The 19,965-nt window shown below is 72.7% G+C and carries 13 protein-coding genes, 2 tRNA genes and 1 riboswitch; of the genes, 9 read left to right on the plus strand and 6 right to left on the minus strand.

The annotated features are described in order from the left end of the window. Position 1: 1 nt before the first annotated feature. The 4 genes from OHA58_RS18700 to OHA58_RS18715 all read left to right on the plus strand — a co-directional run bounded on the left by OHA58_RS18700 (position 2) and on the right by OHA58_RS18715 (position 4,924). A complete protein-coding gene (locus OHA58_RS18700; RefSeq protein WP_405480047.1) occupies positions 2-529 on the plus strand; it encodes a hypothetical protein in 528 nt (175 codons plus the stop codon). A gap of 232 nt (positions 530-761) precedes the next feature. Then, positions 762-3,017 (plus strand): DEAD/DEAH box helicase, encoded by a 2,256-nt coding sequence (locus OHA58_RS18705; protein ID WP_405480049.1) that lies wholly within the window; start codon positions 762-764, stop codon positions 3,015-3,017. Between the two features lie 168 nt (positions 3,018-3,185). Then, positions 3,186-4,730 (plus strand): amino acid permease, encoded by a 1,545-nt coding sequence (locus OHA58_RS18710; protein WP_405480051.1) that lies wholly within the window; start codon positions 3,186-3,188, stop codon positions 4,728-4,730. A gap of 121 nt (positions 4,731-4,851) precedes the next feature. After that, positions 4,852-4,924: transfer RNA gene (locus OHA58_RS18715), tRNA-Lys, on the plus strand. Between the two features lie 73 nt (positions 4,925-4,997). Here OHA58_RS18715 and mgtA read toward each other — a convergent pair. Further along, positions 4,998-7,598, minus strand: a complete 2,601-nt coding sequence (gene mgtA, locus OHA58_RS18720; RefSeq protein WP_405480052.1) for a magnesium-translocating P-type ATPase — start codon at positions 7,596-7,598, stop codon at positions 4,998-5,000. Positions 7,599-7,776: 178 nt separating this feature from the next. Between mgtA and OHA58_RS18725 the strand changes: the two genes are divergently transcribed. Further along, positions 7,777-8,232, plus strand: coding sequence for a tellurite resistance TerB family protein (locus OHA58_RS18725; RefSeq protein ID WP_116512218.1), 456 nt, complete (start codon positions 7,777-7,779; stop codon positions 8,230-8,232). 51 nt (positions 8,233-8,283) lie between these two features. Here the strand turns inward: OHA58_RS18725 and OHA58_RS18730 are convergent. Then, positions 8,284-8,357: transfer RNA gene (locus tag OHA58_RS18730), tRNA-Met, on the minus strand. A gap of 200 nt (positions 8,358-8,557) precedes the next feature. On the opposite strand from OHA58_RS18730, the gene OHA58_RS18735 reads away from it, so the two are divergent. The 3 genes from OHA58_RS18735 to OHA58_RS18745 all read left to right on the plus strand — a co-directional run bounded on the left by OHA58_RS18735 (position 8,558) and on the right by OHA58_RS18745 (position 12,185). Then, on the plus strand, positions 8,558-9,664 hold the full coding sequence (locus OHA58_RS18735; RefSeq protein ID WP_405480053.1) for a PP2C family protein-serine/threonine phosphatase: 1,107 nt from the start codon (positions 8,558-8,560) through the stop codon (positions 9,662-9,664). A 259-nt stretch (positions 9,665-9,923) separates the two neighbouring features. Then, positions 9,924-10,069: riboswitch (cyclic di-AMP (ydaO/yuaA leader) on the plus strand. A gap of 11 nt (positions 10,070-10,080) precedes the next feature. After that, positions 10,081-11,130, plus strand: a complete 1,050-nt coding sequence (locus OHA58_RS18740) for a M23 family metallopeptidase (protein ID WP_405480054.1) — start codon at positions 10,081-10,083, stop codon at positions 11,128-11,130. Between the two features lie 110 nt (positions 11,131-11,240). Beyond that, positions 11,241-12,185 (plus strand): aldo/keto reductase, encoded by a 945-nt coding sequence (locus tag OHA58_RS18745; protein WP_405480056.1) that lies wholly within the window; start codon positions 11,241-11,243, stop codon positions 12,183-12,185. A 13-nt stretch (positions 12,186-12,198) separates the two neighbouring features. Here the strand turns inward: OHA58_RS18745 and OHA58_RS18750 are convergent, their stop codons facing one another. From OHA58_RS18750 to OHA58_RS18765, 4 genes are all read right to left on the minus strand, one after another. Further along, entirely contained in the window at positions 12,199-13,545 is a 1,347-nt protein-coding gene (locus OHA58_RS18750; RefSeq protein WP_405480058.1) for a PrsW family intramembrane metalloprotease, read from the minus strand. Between the two features lie 46 nt (positions 13,546-13,591). Then, positions 13,592-14,437 carry a tRNA (guanosine(46)-N7)-methyltransferase TrmB gene (trmB, locus tag OHA58_RS18755; RefSeq protein ID WP_405480059.1) on the minus strand — a complete coding sequence of 282 codons (846 nt, stop codon included), beginning with the start codon at positions 14,435-14,437 and terminating at the stop codon, positions 13,592-13,594. A gap of 55 nt (positions 14,438-14,492) precedes the next feature. After that, positions 14,493-15,695: an L-2-hydroxyglutarate oxidase gene (gene lhgO / locus OHA58_RS18760; protein ID WP_405480060.1), complete on the minus strand. Its 1,203-nt coding sequence runs from the start codon at positions 15,693-15,695 to the stop codon at positions 14,493-14,495. Between the two features lie 105 nt (positions 15,696-15,800). Further along, complete coding sequence (locus OHA58_RS18765) at positions 15,801-17,228, minus strand: MFS transporter (protein ID WP_405480061.1); 1,428 nt, start codon at positions 17,226-17,228, stop codon at positions 15,801-15,803. 613 nt (positions 17,229-17,841) lie between these two features. On the opposite strand from OHA58_RS18765, the gene OHA58_RS18770 reads away from it, so the two are divergent. Next, on the plus strand, positions 17,842-19,947 hold the full coding sequence (locus tag OHA58_RS18770; protein ID WP_405480062.1) for an asparagine synthase-related protein: 2,106 nt from the start codon (positions 17,842-17,844) through the stop codon (positions 19,945-19,947). The last annotated feature ends 18 nt before the right edge of the window (positions 19,948-19,965 follow it).

The following is a 19,965-nucleotide window of genomic DNA, read 5'->3' on the forward strand; positions in this document are numbered from 1 at the left end:
CGTGCGCCAGCTGTCCGTACCCCCTCGTCTGGTTCGACTGGCCGCGACGGTGGTGGCCGTCACGGCGGCGACCACCGGCTGCATGAGCGTCGCCCACGAGGGGGGCGGGCCCGCTCCGTCGCACTCGGCGGGGCGGCACGGCGGGCGGGCGGCCCCGGACGGCGGCGCGGTGGTCCCCGGGGGCGGCGGGGCGCAGGCGGGCGGCCGGGAGGGCGCGGACGGGTCGCCGTCGTCGGGGCCGAGCGGCACCGCGTCCGACGCGGCCTCGGGTGCCGCCTCGCCCTCCGCGAGCGCCACCAAGGGCGGGCCGACGGGTCCGGTGAAGCCGTCGGCGAGCGGGCGGACCACGCCGCCGTCCCGGCCGACGCCGACGGGCACCCTGCCGGACACGCCCACGCCGACCCAGGACACCCCCACGCCGACGCCCGACCCGACCACCGCGGAGCCCTCGTCGTCGGCGCACGAGCAGGCGTCGGCCCGGGTGCAGACTGACCGGGAGCCGGCGCCGCAGGCGGGGACGCCCGCGTAGGACCGGCCTCGGGGGCAGGTGTGAGCGGGGTCTCAGGGGATCGGTTTGCGCTGGAGGGTGGTCGGTGACTATGGTGGTAGATCGTTTGATCCCATTTGCCCGGCGCCGTTAAGAGAGCGCCGCGTGGCGCGTTCTCTCCCCAGCCGTGGCTGGACCGCATTGAGGCGGTCGATTGCGAAATTCACGGAGTTGACGGGCGCGTGCCGAGACTCCGGAAGGTTTCGCATTTCGCATGTCCATTTCCAGTTCTGACCACTCCGTCATGCCCGAGAACGACGAGGCCGTGCAGGTTCTCGCCGTCGACGAGGACGTGACTGCCGTTGCCGTCGGAGAGGCCGCTGTCAGCGCCTCGGCCGAGGCCGACAACGACACCCCCGCCGAGCCCACCCTGACCTTCGGCGACCTCGGTCTGCCCGAGGGCATCGTCCGCAAGCTCGCGCAGAACGGCGTGACCGCGCCGTTCCCGATCCAGGCCGCGACCATCCCGGACGCCCTGGCCGGCAAGGACATCCTCGGCCGTGGCCGCACCGGCTCCGGCAAGACCCTCTCCTTCGGCCTGCCGACCCTGGCGCGCCTCGCCGGCGGTCACACCGAGAAGAAGAAGCCCCGCGCGGTCATCCTGACCCCGACCCGCGAGCTGGCGATGCAGGTCGCCGACGCCCTCCAGCCCTACGGCGACGTCCTCGGCCTGAAGATGAAGGTCGTCTGCGGCGGTACGTCCATGGGCAACCAGATCTACGCCCTCGAGCGCGGCGTCGACGTCCTCGTCGCCACCCCGGGCCGTCTGCGCGACATCATCAACCGCGGCGCCTGCTCGCTCGCGAACGTCGAGATCGCCGTTCTGGACGAGGCCGACCAGATGTCTGACCTGGGCTTCCTGCCCGAGGTCACCGAGCTGCTCGACCAGGTCCCGGCCGACGGCCAGCGCATGCTGTTCTCGGCCACGATGGAGAACGAGATCTCCACGCTGGTCAAGCGCTACCTGACCAACCCGGTCACGCACGAGGTCGACGCCGCCCAGGGCGCCGTCACGACCATGACCCACCACATCCTGATCGTGAAGCCCAAGGACAAGGCGCCGGTCACCGCCGCGATCGCCTCCCGCAAGGGCCGCACGATCATCTTCGTCCGCACCCAGCTGGGCGCCGACCGCATCGCCGAGCAGCTCCAGGACGCCGGTGTGAAGGCCGACGCGCTGCACGGTGGCATGACGCAGGGTTCTCGTACCCGCGTCCTCGCCGACTTCAAGGACGGCTACGTCAACACGCTCGTCGCCACCGACGTCGCCGCCCGCGGTATCCACGTCGACGGCATCGACCTGGTCCTGAACGTGGACCCGGCCGGTGACCACAAGGACTACCTGCACCGCTCGGGCCGTACCGCGCGTGCCGGCAAGTCCGGTGTCGTCGTCTCGCTGTCGCTGCCGCACCAGCGCCGCCAGATCTTCCGCCTCATGGAGGACGCGGGCGTCGACGCCTCGCGCCACATCATCCAGGGCGGTGCGGCCTTCGACCCGGAGGTCGCCGAGATCACCGGCGCCCGGTCCATGACCGAGGTCCAGGCCGAGTCCGCGGGCAACGCCGCGCAGCAGGCCGAGCGTGAGGTCACCTCCCTCACCAAGGAGCTGGAGCGTGCCACGCGCCGCGCCGGCGAGCTGCGCGAGGAGGCCGACCGCCTCACCGCGCGTGCCGCCCGTGAGCGTGGCGAGGACGCCGAGGGTGTCGCCGCCGCCGTGGCCGCCGCTGCCGAGAAGGCCGCCGAGGCGTCCGTCCCGGAGCAGGCTGCCGCGCCGGCCGAGCGCCAGGAGCGTTCGTCCTCGTACGAGCAGCGCCCGCAGCGCCGTGACGAGCGGGGCAACTACGAGAAGCGCGACCGTCGCGACGACCGTCCGTCGGGCGGCTTCAACCGTGACCGTCGTGACAACGACCGTCCGTCGGGTGGCTTCCGTCGCGACGACCGTCCGTCCGGTGGCTTCAACCGTGACCGTCGTGACAACGACCGTCCGTCGGGTGGCTTCCGTCGCGACGACCGTCCGTCGGGCGGCTTCAACCGTGACCGTCGTGACGACCGGGGCGGCTTCGACCGTGACCGTCGTGACGACCGCGGTGGCCGTTCCTTCGAGCGTCGTGACAACGACCGTCCGTCCGGTGGCTTCCGCCGCGACAACGACCGTCCCTCCGGTGGCTTCAACCGTGACCGTCGTGACGACCGTCCCTCCGGTGGCGGCTTCAACCGCGACCGTCGTGACGAGCGCCCCTCGGGCGGCGGCTTCCGCCGTGACGACCGCCCCTCCGGCGGCCACCGCGGCAGCGACCGTCCGTTCAACCGTGACCGTCGTGACGACCGTCCCGCCGGCGGCGGCTTCCGCGCCGGTGGCCACGACCGTCCGCAGGGCCGCCGTGACGACCACCGCGGTGCGGGCTCCGGCTCGACCGGCGGTTCCTCGTTCCGCCGGGACGAGAAGCCGCGCTGGAAGCGCAACGGCTGACGGTCGTAAGGCTGAACAGCTTGACGGCTTGAGCTGAGAAGGGCCCGGGAGACGATCACGTCTCCCGGGCCCTTCCTTCATTTCCGCCCCGCACCGGTGTTCACCCGCGGGCATTATTTGGCCAAGGCCCGCGCATGCCCTGCCCCCGGCACGGGAATCGCTGGGGGCATGACAAGTGACCCAGCGGCGCAGCAAACGCCGCCTTCGACCGACGAGGAACGCCTCGCCCAGCTCGGCTACACGCAGGTCCTCGCCCGCAGGATGTCGGCGTTCTCCAACTACGCCGTCTCCTTCACGATCATCTCGGTGCTCTCCGGGTGCCTGACGATGTATCTGTTCGGGATGAACACCGGTGGCCCCGCCCTGATCACCTGGGGGTGGGTCGGGGTCGGGCTGATGACGCTGTTCGTCGGGCTCGCGATGGCGGAGATCTGCTCGGCGTACCCGACCTCCGCCGGCCTCTACTTCTGGGCGCACCGGCTCGCACCCGCGCGGACGGCCGCCGCGTGGGCGTGGTTCACGGGCTGGTTCAACGTCCTCGGACAGGTCGCGGTGACCGCCGGCATCGACTTCGGCGCCGCGTCCTTCCTCGGCGCGTATCTGAACCTCCAGTTCGGCTTCGAGGTGACGCCGGGGCGGACGATCCTGCTGTTCGCGGCGATCCTCGTGCTGCACGGGCTCCTCAACACCTTCGGCGTGCGCATCGTCGGGCTGCTCAACAGCGTCAGCGTCTGGTGGCACGTCGTCGGCGTCGCCGTCATCGTCGGCGCGCTCGCCTTCGCGCCGGACAGCCACCAGTCCGCGTCCTTCGTCTTCACGAAGTTCGTCAACAACACCGGCTGGGGCAGCGGGTTCTACGTCGTCCTGATCGGACTGCTGATGGCCCAGTACACGTTCACCGGCTACGACGCCTCCGCGCACATGACCGAGGAGACCCACGACGCGTCCACCGCGGGGCCGAAGGGCATCGTGCGCTCCATCTGGACGTCCTGGATCGCCGGGTTCGTGCTGCTGCTCGGCTTCACCTTCGCCATCCAGTCGTACCAGGGTGCCCTCGGCTCGGCCACGGGTGCGCCGCCCGCGCAGATCCTGCTCGACGCGCTCGGGGCGACGGCCGGGAAGCTGCTGCTCCTCGTCGTCATCGGCGCGCAGCTCTTCTGCGGCATGGCCTCCGTCACGGCCAACAGCCGTATGATCTACGCCTTTTCGCGTGACGGCGCGCTCCCGTACTCGCACGTCTGGCACACCGTCAGCCCGCGCACCCGCACCCCCGTGGCCGCGGTGTGGCTGGCCGCGTTCGGCGCCCTCGTGCTCGGACTGCCGTACCTCATCAACGTCACGGCGTACGCGGCCGTGACCTCGATCGCCGTCATCGGCCTCTACATCGCGTACGTCGTGCCGACCCTGCTGCGGCTGCGCAAGGGCGACGCCTTCGAGCGCGGGCCCTGGCACCTGGGCAGGTGGTCGCGGCCCATCGGGATCGTGGCCGTGGTGTGGGTCGCCGTCATCACGGTCCTCTTCATGCTGCCGCAGGTCTCGCCGGTCACGTGGGAGACGTTCAACTACGCCCCGATCGCGGTCCTTGTGGTCCTCGGGTTCGCCGGCGTGTGGTGGCTGGTGTCGGCCCGGCACTGGTTCCTCAACCCGGAGCACGCGCGGACCGTCGCGCGTGAGGCGGGGCGCGTGGGAGCGCCGGAACCGGTCGATCCGTGAGCGGCAGGTGCGCCGCCCGGCCGCCCGTGTGACCTCCGACAGGCCGTGGAGGCCGATACCCGATCGGCCTCCCGGCCCCGGCGGGCTATGCTCGGGGATGCGTCGGCGCGAGCCGGCGCGTGGACCCTTAGCTCAATTGGCAGAGCAGTGGACTTTTAATCCATTGGTTGTGGGTTCGAGTCCCACAGGGTCTACCGCGTGAACAGCGGCCCGGACGGCTTCGGCCGGCCGGGCCGCTGCGCTGTTCCCGCCGAACTCCGTTGCCCCTCACGCCTGCCGTACGTACCGCCTCTTCACCGCCGTCAGCGCGACCGCGTACAGGGCGAGGACCGCCGCGAGGAGCGCGTAGTACACGGGTGGCAGGGGAGTCATGCCGAGCGGGTGGGCGGCGGGGGTCAGTGGCAGCACGACGCCGACGACGGCCAGGGACGCGACCGCCCAGCGGACCGGGCCCGGGGTGCGCGGGGCGCGGCCGGTGCGCAGGAGCAGCATCACCAGAGCCTGCGTCAGGAGGTTCTCGGTGAACCAGCCCGAGTGGAACGCCGCCTCGTCGGCCGGGCCCGCCGTGGAGTGCAGGGCGAGCGCGAGGACGCCGAAGGTCGCGAGGTCGGCGGCGGCGTTGAGGACGCCGAACCCGGTGATGAAGCGCAGGAAGTCGCGCGGGCGCAGCGTCGCGGGGCGGCGCAGGGCGGCGGCCGCCGGGCGGTCGAAGGCGAACGACAGCTGGGCCGCGTCGAAGCACAGGTTCTGGGCGAGCACCTGCGCCGGGAGCATCGGCAGGAACGGCAGCAGGAGGCCCGCCGAGAGCATCGCGATCACGTTGCCGAGGTTCGAGGAGAGCGTGACGCGCAGGTACGTGGCGATGTTGCCGCTGCTGTGACGGCCCGCGGTGATCGCGTGGCCGATCGCGGTGAGGTCCTTGCCCGGCCGGTCCGCGGGCTGCGCGAGCACGATGTCCGCCGCGTCGCGCGCCGCCGCGACCGCGTCGCGCGGGCAGATCCCGACGTCGGCGGCGCGCAGCGCGGGCAGGTCGTTCACGCCGTCGCCGAGGAAGCCGACGGTCGTCTCCCCGCTGGCGCGCAGGGCGGTGACGATGCGCGCCTTGTGGGCGGGGGTGCAGCGGGCGAAGACGGTGGTGCGGCGGGCGAGGCGGGCCAGCTCCTCGTCCGTGAGCGCGTCGAGGGCGTCCGCGGTGTGTATGTCGCCGGGGGCGAGGCCCAGATCGCGCAGGGCGCGGGCCGCGGTGCCGGGGTGGTCGCCGGTGATGACCTTGACCGTGACGCCGCGCTCGCCCAGGTCGCGCAGGGCCTGCGCGGCGGTCGGCACGAGGGCGTCGGTGAAGGCGACGAAGCCGGTGAAGGTGAGGCCGCGTTCGTCGGCGGTGCTTCCCTCACTGCCCGAAGGGCGCGGGAGGACCCCCGGGCGGTGCCGGGCGGGGCGTTCGGCGGTCGCCACCGCGAGGAGCCGCAGCCCGTCGCCGGACATTTCCGCGGCCCGGGCGAGCAGGCTCGCGCGCTCGGCGTCGTCGAGGGCACACCGCTCCAGGACGTTCTCCACGGAGCCTTTGGCGGCGAGTGTGACGGTGCCGAGCGTGCCGGGCCGCCGGACGACGGCGGTGGCGAGGCGGCGTACGGGGTCGAAGGGCAGGGCGGTGACGCCGTCGTACGCCTCGGTGAAGGCCGGGTCTTTTGCGAGAGCCTGCGTGATGACCGCCTCGTCGAGCGCGTCCGCGGTCGGCAGGTCGGCGAGCTGGAGCGTCCACCAGGCGGAGACGGCCGCCCAGTGCAGGGCGTCGGGGTCGGTGCGGGCCGGGTCGACGGCCGGGCGGTCCTGGGTCAGGGTGCCCGTCTTGTCGACGCAGAGGATGTCGACGGCGCCGATGTCGTGCAGCGCGGGGAGCCGTCTGACGATGACGCCGTGGGTGCGGGCGAGCAGCGCTGAGCCGCGGGCGAGCGCCGTCGTGACGATGACCGGCAGCATCTCCGGGGTGAGCCCGACGGCCACCGCCACGGCGAACGGCAGGGTCTCGAGTCCCCGGCCGCGCAGCGCGGCGCCGGCCATCAGGACCAGCGGCGGCGTCAGCAGCATGAAGCGGATCAGGGTCCAGGAGATGCCATGCACCGACCGGTCGAACGCGCTCGCCCCGCGCCCTGCGCCGACCGTGCGGTGGGCGGCGGCGAAGCGGGTGCCGGCGCCCGTCGCGAGCACCACGGCGCTCGCGCTCCCGGAGGCCACGCTGCCGCCCTGGAAGCACAGATGCGCCGACTCGCCGTCCGCGGGCAGGTCCACGGGACGCTTGTCGGCCGGCACGGACTCCCCGGTGAACGCCGCCTGTTGCACGGTCAGGCCCTGCGCCCGCAGAAGGCGTACGTCGGCGGGGATCAGGTCGCCGGGGCCGAGCCGCACCACGTCGCCGGGCACCAACTGGCTTACGGGGAGCTCGTGTTCGGCCGGTGAGGCGGTCTCGTCGGCGCCGGGGCGGCGCAGCACGGTCGCCGTCGTCGCGACCAGCTCGCGCAGGCCCGCCATGGCGCTGTCCGCGCGGCGCTCGCCCGCGGAGCGCAGGCAGCAGCTGACGGCGACCAGGACGAGGATCACGCAGGCGGTTCCCCAGGCCGCGACGGTCGCCGAGACGAGGCCGAGGCAGAGCAGGACGAGGGTGAACGGGTCGCGCAGGCTGCGGGCGGCGAGCAGGGGCCAGGACAGGGGGCGCGTACCCGGCAGGACGTTCTCGCCGTGCCGGGCCAGGCGCCGCTCGGCCTCCGCCTCGGTGAGGCCGCGCGGGCCGCTGTCGAGGGAGCGCAGGAGCTGGAGGGTCGTACGGCCTGAGGACGGGGCGGCGACGCGGGCCGGGGCGGTGTCGGTCACTTCCGGGCGCCGTCAGGGCTTCTCGGGTGTCGGCACCGTCGTCTTCTCCCGTTCATCGGACCACGAAAGGCTCCCCAGCAAAGAGTTCAGGCCTTCAGTTTAGGGGCGGAACTTTTGCCGCTCCCCGCTAGTTTCTACAGCGCTGTAGAAGATCAGTACGTGCCGATCGAGGAGAGACATGGCCCTGTGGGATCGCTTCAAGGAGTCCGCGTCGACGATGCAGACGCAGCTCATGGCGAAGAAGAACGACCTGAAGAGCGGCGCCTTCCGTGACGCGAGCATGGCGATGTGCGCGCTGGTCGCCGCGGCCGACAGGAACGTCGACCCGGCCGAGCGCAGCCGCGTGGCCCAGCTCATCTCCACGAACGAGGTGCTGCAGAACTTCCCGGCGGACCAGCTCCAGAGCCGCTTCGACGCGAACCTGAACAAGCTGACCGCCGACTTCGACTTCGGCAAGGTCAGCGTCCTCCAGGAGATCGCCAAGGCGAAGAAGAAGCCCGCCGAGGCGCGCGCGGTCATCCAGATCGGCATCGTCATCGGCGGCGCCGACGGCGACTTCGACAAGACCGAGCAGGCCGTCGTCCGCGAGGCCTGCCTGATGCTCGACCTGCCGCCGCACGAGTTCGACCTGTAGAGGGATACACCGAAGGCCCGGAACCAATGGTTCCGGGCCTTCGGCCTTCAGTAGCGGGGACAGGATTTGAACCTGCGACCTCTGGGTTATGAGCCCAGCGAGCTACCGAGCTGCTCCACCCCGCGTCGGTAAACACGACTCTACGCCATTGCGGCGACAGAATGCGAATCGGTTGCCCAGGGTTCCGTGATCCGCCGCCCGGGACCCCTTTCACCCGGTCGGTCCCGCCAGGTCGCCCGCCGCCTGTCCGGGGTGAACCCTGGGGTGGGTGCCCGATGACGTGCGCAGACGCGGGACCGACGCGGACGGTGGCGGGAGACGAGCGGTGGGGCAGCGAGGTGGACACGGGCGAGAGGCGGAGCAGGGCCTGTCCCGGGCCCGGTTCTTCGTACGTCTGCTGCCCGTGCTGCTCATCATTGCCGGGGCGATCTACGACTACGTCACGCCGTCGACGTTCACCGGCGTGCCCCTGTTCACCGCCGCCCCGCTCGTCGCGGCCCCGTTCTTCTCGCCCCGCGGCACCTTCCTGACCGGCCTCGCGACCGTCGCCGTCGTACTCGGGGTGCATCTCAGATACACCCGCAGTTATGACACCGACGCCATCACCGAACTCGTCACGGTCGCCACCGTCGCCGTACTCGCCTGTGTCATGAACCGCGTCGTGCGGCGCGGCAGTGAGCAGCTCACTTCCGTGCGCCAGATCGCCGAGGCGGCCCAGCGCGCCGTCCTGCCCGAGCCCGCCGAGCGCATCGGCGGCCTGGAGATCGCGGCCCGCTACGAGGCCGCCCAGGCGGGGGCCTTCATCGGGGGCGACCTGTACGCGGTGCAGGACACCCCGCACGGCGTGCGGCTCGTCGTGGGCGACGTGCGCGGAAAGGGCATGGGCGCGGTGTCCGCCGTGGCCGTCGTCATCGGCGCCTTCCGGGAGGCGGCCGAGCAGGAGGCGACCCTGGAGGCGGTCGCGCAGCGCCTGGAGCGGGCGCTCGCGCGGGAGGGGCTGCGGCGCAAGGGCCTCGACGAGTTCGAGGGCTTCACCACGGCTGTGCTCGCCGAGATCCCGCACGGCAACGGCCTCGTACGCGTCATCAACCGCGGCCACCCGGAACCCCTGCTCCTGGGCGGCGACGGGGCGCTCAAGGTCCTGTCGGCGCCGGAGCCCGCGCTGCCGCTCGGGATGGGAGACCTCGGCACCTGGCCCGACCGTGCGTCCGAGACGGAGTTCCCGAGCGGGGCGACGCTGCTGCTCCACACCGACGGTCTCTCGGAGGCGCGCGACGCGCAGGGCACCTTCTACGACCCGGCGGCCCGGCTCGCGGGGCGGATGTTCTCGGGGCCCGATCCGCTGCTGGCCGCGCTCACCGCCGAGGTCCGCCGGCACACCGGCGGCGGCACGACGGACGACATGGCACTGCTCGCGGTGAGGCGGCCGTGAAGCAGCCGTGAAGCAGCGGTGAGTGCCGTCATCACCTTATGTAGTCGAACGGCGTCGCTGCGCATAACATTTGACAAACCGTCAGATGAACGGCCCGTTCCGACGGCAGGTCAACTCGCCCGGTTCCGCCCGCTCGTGCCCCGTTAAGTCCAGGCCAAAGGCGTTAACGATCAGTCGGAACGGCTTGGAATCGGGCACCGGTGTCTATTAACGTTCGATAACGCAGCGCGGTCGTCCCAGCCGTCACAAGAGATGGCTCCGTGCGCACGCGCCTAATCCCGCAAGGGAGCCGGGGAACCACCAACTTGGGGTGAATCGGACGTCTTTCCTTGCGGAAGGCGTCGGTAGGAGACCTTCCTGCTCCGAACCCGTCAGCTAACCCGGTAGGCGAGAAGGAAGGAAAGGAGCGCGCCCCAGTGGCGTCCAACCGGCCTGCCCCAGAGTTCTCCTATGCGCCGATCGACGAAGAGTTCGGCGAAACGGACGAGCGGACCTGGGAGGAGTGGAACCCCACCGAGGAGTCCGTCCGCCCCGTACGCGGCAGGCACCGCGTAGCCAAGCAGCGCGGCGGTCTCGCGCGCAGCTCCACTGTTCTCGGTGTCGGCGTGATCGCGGCCGTCGGCGCGGGCGGCATCGCCACCGCGCAGGGCGGCAAGCCTCCCGTACACATCTCGATGCCCGACCTCTCGGCCGTCAAGGACTCGCTGCCGGACGCCAAGTCGCTGCCCGGCGTGGGCGCGCTGATATCCGACGGCTCCGATGACTCGTCCGGCCCCTCCGCGAGCCCGCTGACCGAAGCCGGTGTCAGCACCGCGGACGCCCAGCAGGGCACGACCGCCGGTGAGGCCCTGCGCGCCCGCATCATGCAGCAGGCCGAGCAGCAGCAGGACCAGGCCGCCGAGGCCGAGGCCGCAGCCGCCGAGCAGGCCGCCGCGAAGAAGGCCGCCGACGACGCCGCCAAGGAGCGGGACGCCGCCACCGCCAAGGCCGCCGCCGACAAGAAGGCGGCGGAGGAGGCCGCGAAGAAGAAGGCCGAGGCCGAGCGCCTCGCCGAGCTCGCCAAGAGCTTCACGCTGCCGGTCGCCTCCTACACGATCACCGGCACCTTCGGTCAGCCCGGCTCGATGTGGTCCTCCGGCTACCACACGGGTCTCGACTTCGCCGCTCCGACGGGTACGCCGCTGAAGGCGATCCACTCCGGCACCGTCAAGGAGGCCGGCTGGGCGGGCGCGTACGGCTACCGCACCGTCCTGGAGCTGCCGGACGGCACCGAGCTCTGGTACTGCCACCAGTCGTCCCTCAACGTCAGCGCGGGCCAGAAGGTGACCAGCGGCGACGTCATCGGCCGTGTCGGCGCCACCGGCAACGTGACCGGGCCGCACCTCCACCTGGAGGTCCACCCCGGCGGCCAGGCGACCGGGGTCGACCCCGCGCCGTGGCTGCGTTCCAACGGCCTGACGATCTGAGACTCGTAACCCTCCGAACCCCGGCGGTCCTGACGGCAACCCCCCGACGTCAGGGCTGCCGGTTCGCCGTGCCCGGAATATCTTGATCCATATCGGTGTTCTGGCAGGACATGACTTCTCTTCGCAAGCTTGGCTCGTCAGACCTCGAGGTGTTCCCGCTCTCCCTCGGCGGCAATGTGTTCGGCTGGACCGCCGACGAGGCGCAGTCCTTCGCCGTGCTCGACGCGTACGTCGCCGCGGGCGGCAACTTCGTCGACACGGCCGACGCGTACTCGGCGTGGGTCCCGGGCAACAAGGGCGGCGAGTCCGAGACCGTCATCGGCAAGTGGCTGGCCGCACGCGGCAACCGCTCCGATGTCGTCATCGCCACCAAGGTCGGCGCCCACCCCGACTTCAAGGGCCTGTCCCCGAACACCATCAAGTCCGCCGCCGAGGAGTCCCTGCGCCGCCTCGGCACCGACTACATCGACCTCTACTACACGCACTTCGACGACCCGTCCGTGCCGGTCGAGGAGATCATCACCGCCCTCGACGAGCTGGTGACGGCCGGCAAGGTGCGCGCCATCGCCGCGTCGAACCTGACCCCGGAGCGCCTCCAGGAGTCCCTGGACTTCTCCGACCGCGAGGGCCTCGCCCGCTACGCGGCGCTCCAGCCGCACTACAACCTCGTCTCGCGCGACACCTACGAGGGCCGGCTCCAGGAGGTCGCCTCGCGGAGCGGTCTCGCGGCCGTCCCGTACTACGCCCTGGCGGCCGGGTTCCTGACGGGCAAGTACCGGCCGGGCACCGAGGTCGACAGCGCGCGGGCCGCGGGCGCGGGCCAGCACCTGCAGACCGAGCGCGGTGTGCGCGTCCTCAAGGCCCTCGACGAGGTGGCGCAGGCGCACGGCGCCGAGGTCGCGACGGTCGCCCTCGCCTGGCTCGCGTCCCGCCCGACGGTGGCCGCCCCGATCGCGTCCGCCCGCACCGTGGAGCAGCTGCCTGCGCTGGTGGCCGTGGCCGACCTGGAGCTGACGGACGCGGAGCTCTCGAAGCTCACGGAGGCGTCCGCCTGATCCGGAGGCGCTCTCAGTAGCGGTACGGATTGTGCGCGTTGTGCGCGTTGTGCGCGGGGAACTGGGCGACCGGCCCCGCGTACACCGGGCCCGCGTACATCGGCGGCACCCACACGGGCGGTGCGGTGGCGCGGGCCGCGTAGGCGAGGGCGGGGCGGGCCGCGTGGCGCCGCGCCCACAGCTCGTCGAGCAGCTCCCGCTCCCGTACGACATAGTCCGTGCCGGCCCGGCCGCGCCGGCCGCGGTGGCGCAGCAGCGCGAGTGACGTCGCGTACTGCTGGTACTGGGCGACGACCTTGGCCGTCTCCTTGCCGCCGTGGTGCTGTGCGAACTCGCGGGCCAGGCGGCGCGCGCGCATCGAGCCGAGGGCGAACGGCTCGTCCGGGCCGACCCAGCCGGCCGCCGCGTACGCGGGCAGCTCGGAGCGCACGGTGCGCAGTTCGCGCTGGCGGGTCCCGATCGCGAGCCAGGTCAGCAGCCCGAACGCGGGCATCATGAACAGCGCGTAGACCCCGAAGAACCCGAACTGGCCGAACGCCGACGAGCCGTTCCACGTGGCGTGCATGCCCATCGCGAGCAGCAGTCCGGCGATGGGCAGCAGGACGCGCCGCACCGGCCCGCGGCCGGGCGCGGTCCACGCCGCGAAGCCGAAGCCGATGCCGGTGAGCACCGTGAACAGGGGGTGCGCGAACGGCGACATGACGATGCGTACGAAGAAGGTGGCGGCGGTCACCGAGGCCATGCCGGTGCCGCTGTTCAACTGGTCGGTGCCGAAGGCGTTGCCCAGATAGAGGATGTTCTCGGTGAACGCGAAGCCGGTGGCGGTGACCCCGGCGATCACGACGCCGTCGACGATCCCGGTGAAGTCCCGTCTGCGGAACAGGAAGATGAGCAGGACGGCGCAGGCCTTGGCGGACTCCTCGACGATGGGCGCTATGACCGTCGCGCCGAGGGTGTCGGCGTTCGCGGGGTCGGCCGAGTTCGTGGCGATCCAGTGGGTCGCGAAGCTGTTGGCGACGATCGCGATGAGCGCGGCGGCGCAGGCGCCCCAGGCGAACGAGAACAGCAGGTTCCGCCAGGGGCCGGGCGCGACCCGGTCCAGCCAGCGGAAAGCGGCTATCAGCAGCGGGACGGGCAGGACCGCGAGGCAGAGCCCGACCAGGAACCCCTTGGTGCCGGTCTGTTCGCGCACGAGGGCGAGGATCACCAGGCCGGAGAGCGCGAGGAGCGAGACGAGCGCCCAGGCGTGCACGGCCTTCCGCTCCCACCAGCGTGGATGCCGCAGCGTGCCGGGCCCGGGAGCGCCTGCTCCGGGCTGAGCGTGCGGAAACGCATTCGGATACGAGGGATAGGTCGCCACAGCGTTGACCCTAACGAGGGGACGGGCCCGGCCGCGATGGGGTATGTCAGTCCGCGGCGGTGACCGGTGGGGACTGCGGTGCGTGCTCCGCGCGCACGAAGAGCAGGTCGTGGACCACATGGCCCTTGTCCAGGCCCTGTCCCTCGAAGCGCGTGAGGGGGCGGAACGCGGGCCGGGGCGCGTATCCGCCGTCGGCCTGCGTGTTCTCGTAGTCCGGGTGTTCGGTCAGGACTTCGAGCATCTGCTCGGCGTACGGCTCCCAGTCGGTCGCGCAGTGCACGAGGGCGCCCGGCTTGAGGGGGACCTTGGCGAGGCTGAGGAACTCCGGCTGGATCAGGCGCCGCTTGTGATGGCGCTTCTTCGGCCAGGGGTCGGGGAAGTAGACGCGCAGCCCGTCGAGGGAGGCCGCGGGGAGCATTTCGCGGAGCAGGATGATCGCGTCGCCGTTCGCCACCCGTACGTTCGTCAGGCTGTTCCGCTCGGCGAGGGCCAGGAGGTTGCCCTGGCCCGGGGTGTGCACGTCGACCGCGAGGATGCCGGTGTCGGGGTCGTCGGCGGCCATCTGCGCCGTCGCCTCGCCCATGCCGAAGCCGATCTCCAGGACGACGCGCTTCCTGCCGTCGAACAGCTCGTCGAGGTCGAGGACGCGCTGACCGTCGATGTCGAGGCCCCACAGGGGCCACAGCCGCTGGAGGGCGTCCGCCTGGCCGGTCGTGACGCGGCTGCGGCGGGGCTGGAAGCTGCGGATGCGCCGCTCGAAGTGCGAACCGGCGGGGTCGGGCGCGGGCCCGTCCGGGAAGCGCGGCTCGCCCTTGGCGCGTACGGGACCGGAGGCTTCGGGACCGGGGGCCTCAGGGGTGTGGGCTTCGGGGGTGTGGGGTGACTCAGACACAGTGAGGCGATTTTAGACGCCGGATCGGGCCGGGGCCCAAGCTCACGACCTGAGCTCAGGACCCGAGCGCGGCCAGGGCCCGCCGGGCGATCTCGCGGCCGATCGGGAGCGAGGCCGTCGCCGCGGGGGACGGGGCGTTCAGCACATGCACCGTGCGCGGGGCCTCGCGGATCAGGAAGTCGTCGACCAGGGTCCCGTCCCGCAGGACCGCCTGCGCCCGGACGCCGGCGGGCGCGGGCACCAGGTCGTCCGCGGTCACCGCGGGCAGCAGCCTGCGCACCGCCGACGTGAAAGCGTCCCGGGACACCGAGCGGCGCAGCTCCCCGGCCCCGTACCGCCAGTGCCGGCGCGCTATCCGCCAGGAGCCGGGCCAGGCCAGCGTGGCGCCGAGCTCGCGCGGTCTGACCGTCGACCAGTCGTAACCCTCGAGGGCCAGCGCCGGCACCGCGTTCGGTCCGACGTGCACGCTCTTGTCGATGCCGCGCGTGAGATGGACGCCGAGGAAGGGGAACGCCGGGTCCGGCACCGGATAGACCAGGCCGCGCACGAGCTCGGGGCGGGCCAGCTCGAAGTACTCACCCCGGAAGGGGACGATCCGCATGCCGGGGTCGTCCCCCGCGAGCCGGGCGATCCGATCGCAGTGCAGCCCCGCGCAGTTCACCAGGACGCGCCCGCGGACGACGTCCCCGGCGGCCGTGCGCACCGCGACGCCACGCTCCGCGCGGCGGTCGATCTGCACCACCTCCGCGCCGTAGCGGATGTCCGCGCCCGAGGCCTCGGCGAGATACCGCGCCACGGACACGTAGTCGGCGACGCCCGTCGTGCCCACGTGGATCGCGGCGAGGCCGCGCACATACGGCTCGTACTCGCCGATCTGGGCGGGGCCGAGCTCCCGCACCGGAATCCCGTTCTCCCGGCCGCGCTGGACCAGGGCGTGCAGGCGGGGCAGCTCGTCGCGCTCGGTGGCCACGATCAGCTTGCCGGTGACCGCGTGCGCGATGCCGTACTCGTCGCAGAACTTGACCATCTCGGCCGCGCCGCGCACCGCGAAGCGGGCCTTGAGCGAGCCGGGGCGGTAGTACACGCCGCTGTGGATGACCCCGCTGTTACGCCCCGTCTGGTGTCTGGCGGGGCCGTGCTCCTTCTCCAGGACGGTCACACGGGTGCCCGGAACCGCGCGCGTGAGGGCGTACGCCGTCGACAGACCGACGATCCCGCCGCCGATCACCAGCACATCGCAGTCGTACCCGCTCGTCATCACCGTGCCTCACCTCCCGCCCCCGATACTGCACTGCGCCACTGACAACGCGTTCAAACCCGGGCGGTAGGCGTTCGGCTGCACCGGTACCTTCACACCGCTGCCCTACGCCGGCGCCATCAAAAGCGGCCTCGCCCTCTCCCGCAGCTCCGCCACGCGCGGCTCGTCCCCGTACGGCTCGAGGCGGTGCAGCAGGTCCTTCACGTACTCGGTGGTCCGGGCCGACGAGATCCGCCCCGCCACCTCCAGCGCGCGCGTGCCCTGCTCGCACGCCGCGTCCAGGTTCCCCGACTCCAGCTCGGCGACCGCCGACACCACGAGGCGTAACCCGTGCGAGCGCACGAACTCCTCCGTGGGCTTCGACAGGGCCTGCTCCGTGAAGCGCCGCACCTGGAGGGGGGCCTTCAGGTCGCGGTAGCACTCGGCGGCGTCGGCGGCGAGGCGGTCGTACGAGTAGAAGCCGAGCCATGACGGGTCGTGGTCCCCGTCGCGCGCCCGCTCCAGCCAGCCCTCCGCGGCCCGCAGCGCGGCCCCCGCGGCGTGCGCGTCACCGGCGCGCGCGTGTGCGCGTGCCTCCACGAGCCGGAAGAAGCTCATCGTCCTGGCGGTGGCGAGCCCGCGATTGCGCTCCAGGGCGGCCTGCGCCAGGTCCACCCCCTCGTCGCCGAACCCGCGGTACGTCGCCTGGAGCGACATCGACGCCAGCACGTAGCCCCCCAGGGGCACGTCCGCCGCTGCGCGCGCGAGCCGCAGCGCCTGGATGTAGTAGCGCTGCGCCGCCTCCTGCTGGCCCGTGTCGAACGCCATCCACCCGGCCAGGCGCGTCAGTTCGGCGCTCGCCCCGAACAGGGCGCGCCCCACGTCGTCCGAGTACGCGCCGAGCAGCAGCGGGGCCGCCTCGACCCGCAGGCACTCGGGGACCATCGACGAACGCCAGTCGCCGCCCCCGTACTTGGAGTCCCAGCGCCGCGCGTCCTCGGCCGCCTCGCGCAGCTTCTGGACGTCGCTGTGGCCGACCTTCTGGGGCGTGTTGTCCCCGCCGCTCTCCAGCGGCTGGGCGTCGCGTGCGACCGACGAGTCGGCCGGCGTTATCAGCCATCTCGACGCGGGCGTCGCGTACGCGCTCACCGCGAAGGATCCGGCCAGCGACTGCCAGATGCCGCCGCCCGTGCGGCGGCCCGCGAGGTCGAGGCGGTACAGCTCCGTCGCCGACTTCACCGCCGCCCCCACGTCGCGCGGGAAGGCGAGGCCCACTTCGGGCGCGGGGTCCGCGTCCGCCAGGCCGATCTCGTGCAGCGGCACGGGCCGGCCCAGCTTCTGGCCGATGGCGGCGGCGATGAGGTGCGGCGCCGCGCCCTGCGGCACCATGCCCTTGGAGACCCAGCGGGCCACCGAGGTCTTGTCGTAGCGAAGCGTCAGACCGCGTTGCGCGCCAAGGTCGTTGACCCGCCGCGCCAGGCCTGCGTTGCTGATTCCCGCGAGGGCGAGAACGGTGCCGAGTTTCTCGTTCGGCCCGCGTTGCTCCCTGGACATGCGCCACCCCTCGACACAGCCGGCTGCCGCGGTGGCATAACCGCGCGGCATTCGTACACCCAGCGTAGTTCGCCGGATCCCAAGCGTTAAGGGGCATAGTTCCGGATGGCGGGAATATTGTCCGTACGGGAGTGCGTGCCCGGGGCGGCGCCGTCACGGTGTGCTCCGCCCGTGTGGCCGTGCGCCTGTGCGTGCGCTCTTCTGCGGCCGTGGGGGGAGCGCTTCCATGATGGTGCGTGGGTCGGCCCGCTGTACTGGATCCAGCGGGCTGGGGGATACCGCCGCCTTCATCCCCGCGGGCGGCGGACCGGTCCGGGAGGTGAAGGGCGCCTCCCGGATCGTGCGTTGCGCGCCGTGGCCGATGTGGTGTGCACAGGTCTGGCCATCCACAGCCGATTTGGCCGAATATCGACGGTGCCGTACGGCGTCACCGATGCCCCCGGGCGGCCCTCGGGGGGTTCAACTACCGCTCAAAAGGGGCGCATTCGGTGGCGCACGTGCCGCCCGGTCGCCTCTCCCGTACGCCTCCTTCGTGGCAGCATGGGGACTCTGTTCCTGTGATTTCCTCTGATTCCTTCTGACGAGGTTCTGTCCACAGCCTGTGGAGGCGGCGATGCGGTGGTTGGTGGGGTGGAGCAGTACCGCCGCCGGGCCCGTGCGGTTCGGGTCCGCGGGCTCGACCGGACCCGACGGGGAGACCGTCCACCCCGTGGGCTCCCAGCTCCTGTGGGGCGACCCCGATCCGCTGTGGGCGGTCGGCGACTGGCGCCCGGACGAGGTCAGGATCGTCAGCGCCGACGAGCAGACCCGTATCGCCGTACTCGGCACCTGCGGCGCCACCGACGAGCAGCTGCGGGTCGGCCTGTTCGCCGCGCGCGGGGGCGCCCTGCGCCACCTCACCGCCTGGTCCGGCAGCTACACCGCCGTCGTCCAGGTCGGCAGGCGCCTCATGATCGCCGGTGATCTCGCGGGCGCACGGCCCGTGTTCTACACACCCTGGGCCGGCGGCACCGCGTACGCGACGGCCGCCCTGCCGCTCGCCGACCTCATCGAGGCCCACCTCGACATCGGCCATCTCGCCGCCCTGCTCGCCGCCCCCGACGTGCCGGAGGCCCTGCACGACTCGACGCCGTACCAGGGCGTACGCCGCATCCCGCCGGGCCACGCGCTGATCCTGCGCGCCGGTGCCCGCGAGATCGCCGGCTACGAACCGGTCGCGTCGCTCGCCGTCGCCGCGCCCTCCGCCGACCCGGCCGGCGCGGTGGACGCCCTGCGCGACGCGCTCGTCGAGGCCGTACGCGCCCGGCTCGCCGCGCCCCGGCACGTCCCCGGCGCCGACATCGACCCTGGGCCCGTCCCCGGCATGGGCCCTGCCGAGCGGCGCGCGGCCCGCGGCATGCCCGTGCCCGGCATCGGCGCCGACCTCTCCGGAGGACCCGCGTCCGGAACACTCGCGCTGCTCGCGGCCGGCCTGCCCGGGCTGCCCGGCACGGTCCTCGGCCACGGCACGGGCGCGGGCGAACGCCTCCTCGCCGTCACCTTCAACGACCTGTCCGCGGGCGCCGAAGGACGCGAGGCCGAACTCCAGCGCGCGGGCGCCATCGCCGCGAACCCCCGGCTGCACCACGTCGTCGTCACCGCGGGCGAAGAGGCGCTCCCCTACGCCGAGTTGGACGGCCCCCTCACCGACGAGCCCGGCCCCTCCCTGATCACCGCCGCCCGCCACCGCGCACGCCTCCTGTCGGGCAGCGCCGACCACTTCACCGGCTACGGCGCCCGCCAGGTCCTCGACGCGCACCCGGCCCGCCTCGCCGACCTCCTCATGGACCGGCGCCGGCGCCACATGGTCAAGCCGGTCGCCGCGCTCGCCAAGGCGGACGGCGGCTCCGTGCTGGTGCCCGCGCGCGTGTACGGCGCGGCGCGCAAGCTGGCCCGCACGCCGTACAGGGCGGGCGTCGAAAGCCTTGCGGAGCGGCTGTTGCAGCGGAACTTCGAGGATCCGGGCGGCGAGGCGGGCGCGGTCGGCGCGTCGCTCGCGGCTCTCGCGTGGGCGAGACCGGGGCCCGCCGCGCGCTGGCTGACGGGCGAGGCCCTCGCTGAAGTATCGGTTCGCCTCCAGGACGGCGTGACGCGTCCGGGGCCAGGACCGGGGCAGCGGCCCGGCGCGTTCCGGGCCCGCGCCGCGCTCGCCCGCCACGCGGCCGACCTGCGCGTCCTCGAACAGGCCGCCGAGGTCCGCTTCCAGCGCCTGCACGCCCCCTTCCTGGACAACCAGGTCGTCCGCGCCTCCCGCGCCCTGCCCGAGGCGCTCCGCGTGCGGCCCGGCGCCCGCGCCGACATCCTGCGCGCCGTCCTCGAAGGCGCCGGCGTCAGCGAACTCCCCGCCGGCTGGGGCGCACCCTCGCACGCGTCGTCCGCCGCGGCGGCCCGCACCGGCCTGCGCGTCTTTGCCGACCACCTCATCCAGCTCTTCGACACCCCGCTCCTCGCCCAGACCGGCCTGATCGAGGCCCGCGTCGTCCGCAAGGCCCTGCGCGCGGCGGCCGACGGCGAACCCCTGCCGCTGGACGGCCTCGCCGACCTGGTCTCCCTCGAACTCTGGCTGCGCCGCCTCATCGCCCGCCGCGGCACCTGCTGGACCGGCACCCCGGCCCGCCAGCGCGCCGTCCCCACGGGGAGCGTCGCACCGCAGCGGGGCGCGCTGGGCGCCGGGCGCTGAAGAGCCGAGCCCCCAGCA

Origin of the sequence: Streptomyces sp. NBC_00009, assembly GCF_045040855.1 — a bacterium.
Taxonomy (GTDB): domain Bacteria; phylum Actinomycetota; class Actinomycetes; order Streptomycetales; family Streptomycetaceae; genus Streptomyces; species Streptomyces aureus.

Bases quoted from the DNA above. Each gene is read 5' to 3' on its own strand.
- OHA58_RS18725 (WP_116512218.1), top strand. From the start codon at position 7,777: ATGGCCCTGTGGGATCGCTTCAAGGAGTCCGCGTCGACGATGCAGACG.
- OHA58_RS18705 (WP_405480049.1), top strand. From the start codon at position 762: ATGTCCATTTCCAGTTCTGACCACTCCGTCATGCCCGAGAACGACGAG.
- lhgO (WP_405480060.1), bottom strand. From the start codon at position 15,695: ATGACGAGCGGGTACGACTGCGATGTGCTGGTGATCGGCGGCGGGATC.
- OHA58_RS18770 (WP_405480062.1), top strand. From the start codon at position 17,842: ATGCGGTGGTTGGTGGGGTGGAGCAGTACCGCCGCCGGGCCCGTGCGG.
- OHA58_RS18765 (WP_405480061.1), bottom strand. From the start codon at position 17,228: ATGTCCAGGGAGCAACGCGGGCCGAACGAGAAACTCGGCACCGTTCTC.
- OHA58_RS18745 (WP_405480056.1), top strand. From the start codon at position 11,241: ATGACTTCTCTTCGCAAGCTTGGCTCGTCAGACCTCGAGGTGTTCCCG.
- OHA58_RS18710 (WP_405480051.1), top strand. From the start codon at position 3,186: ATGACAAGTGACCCAGCGGCGCAGCAAACGCCGCCTTCGACCGACGAG.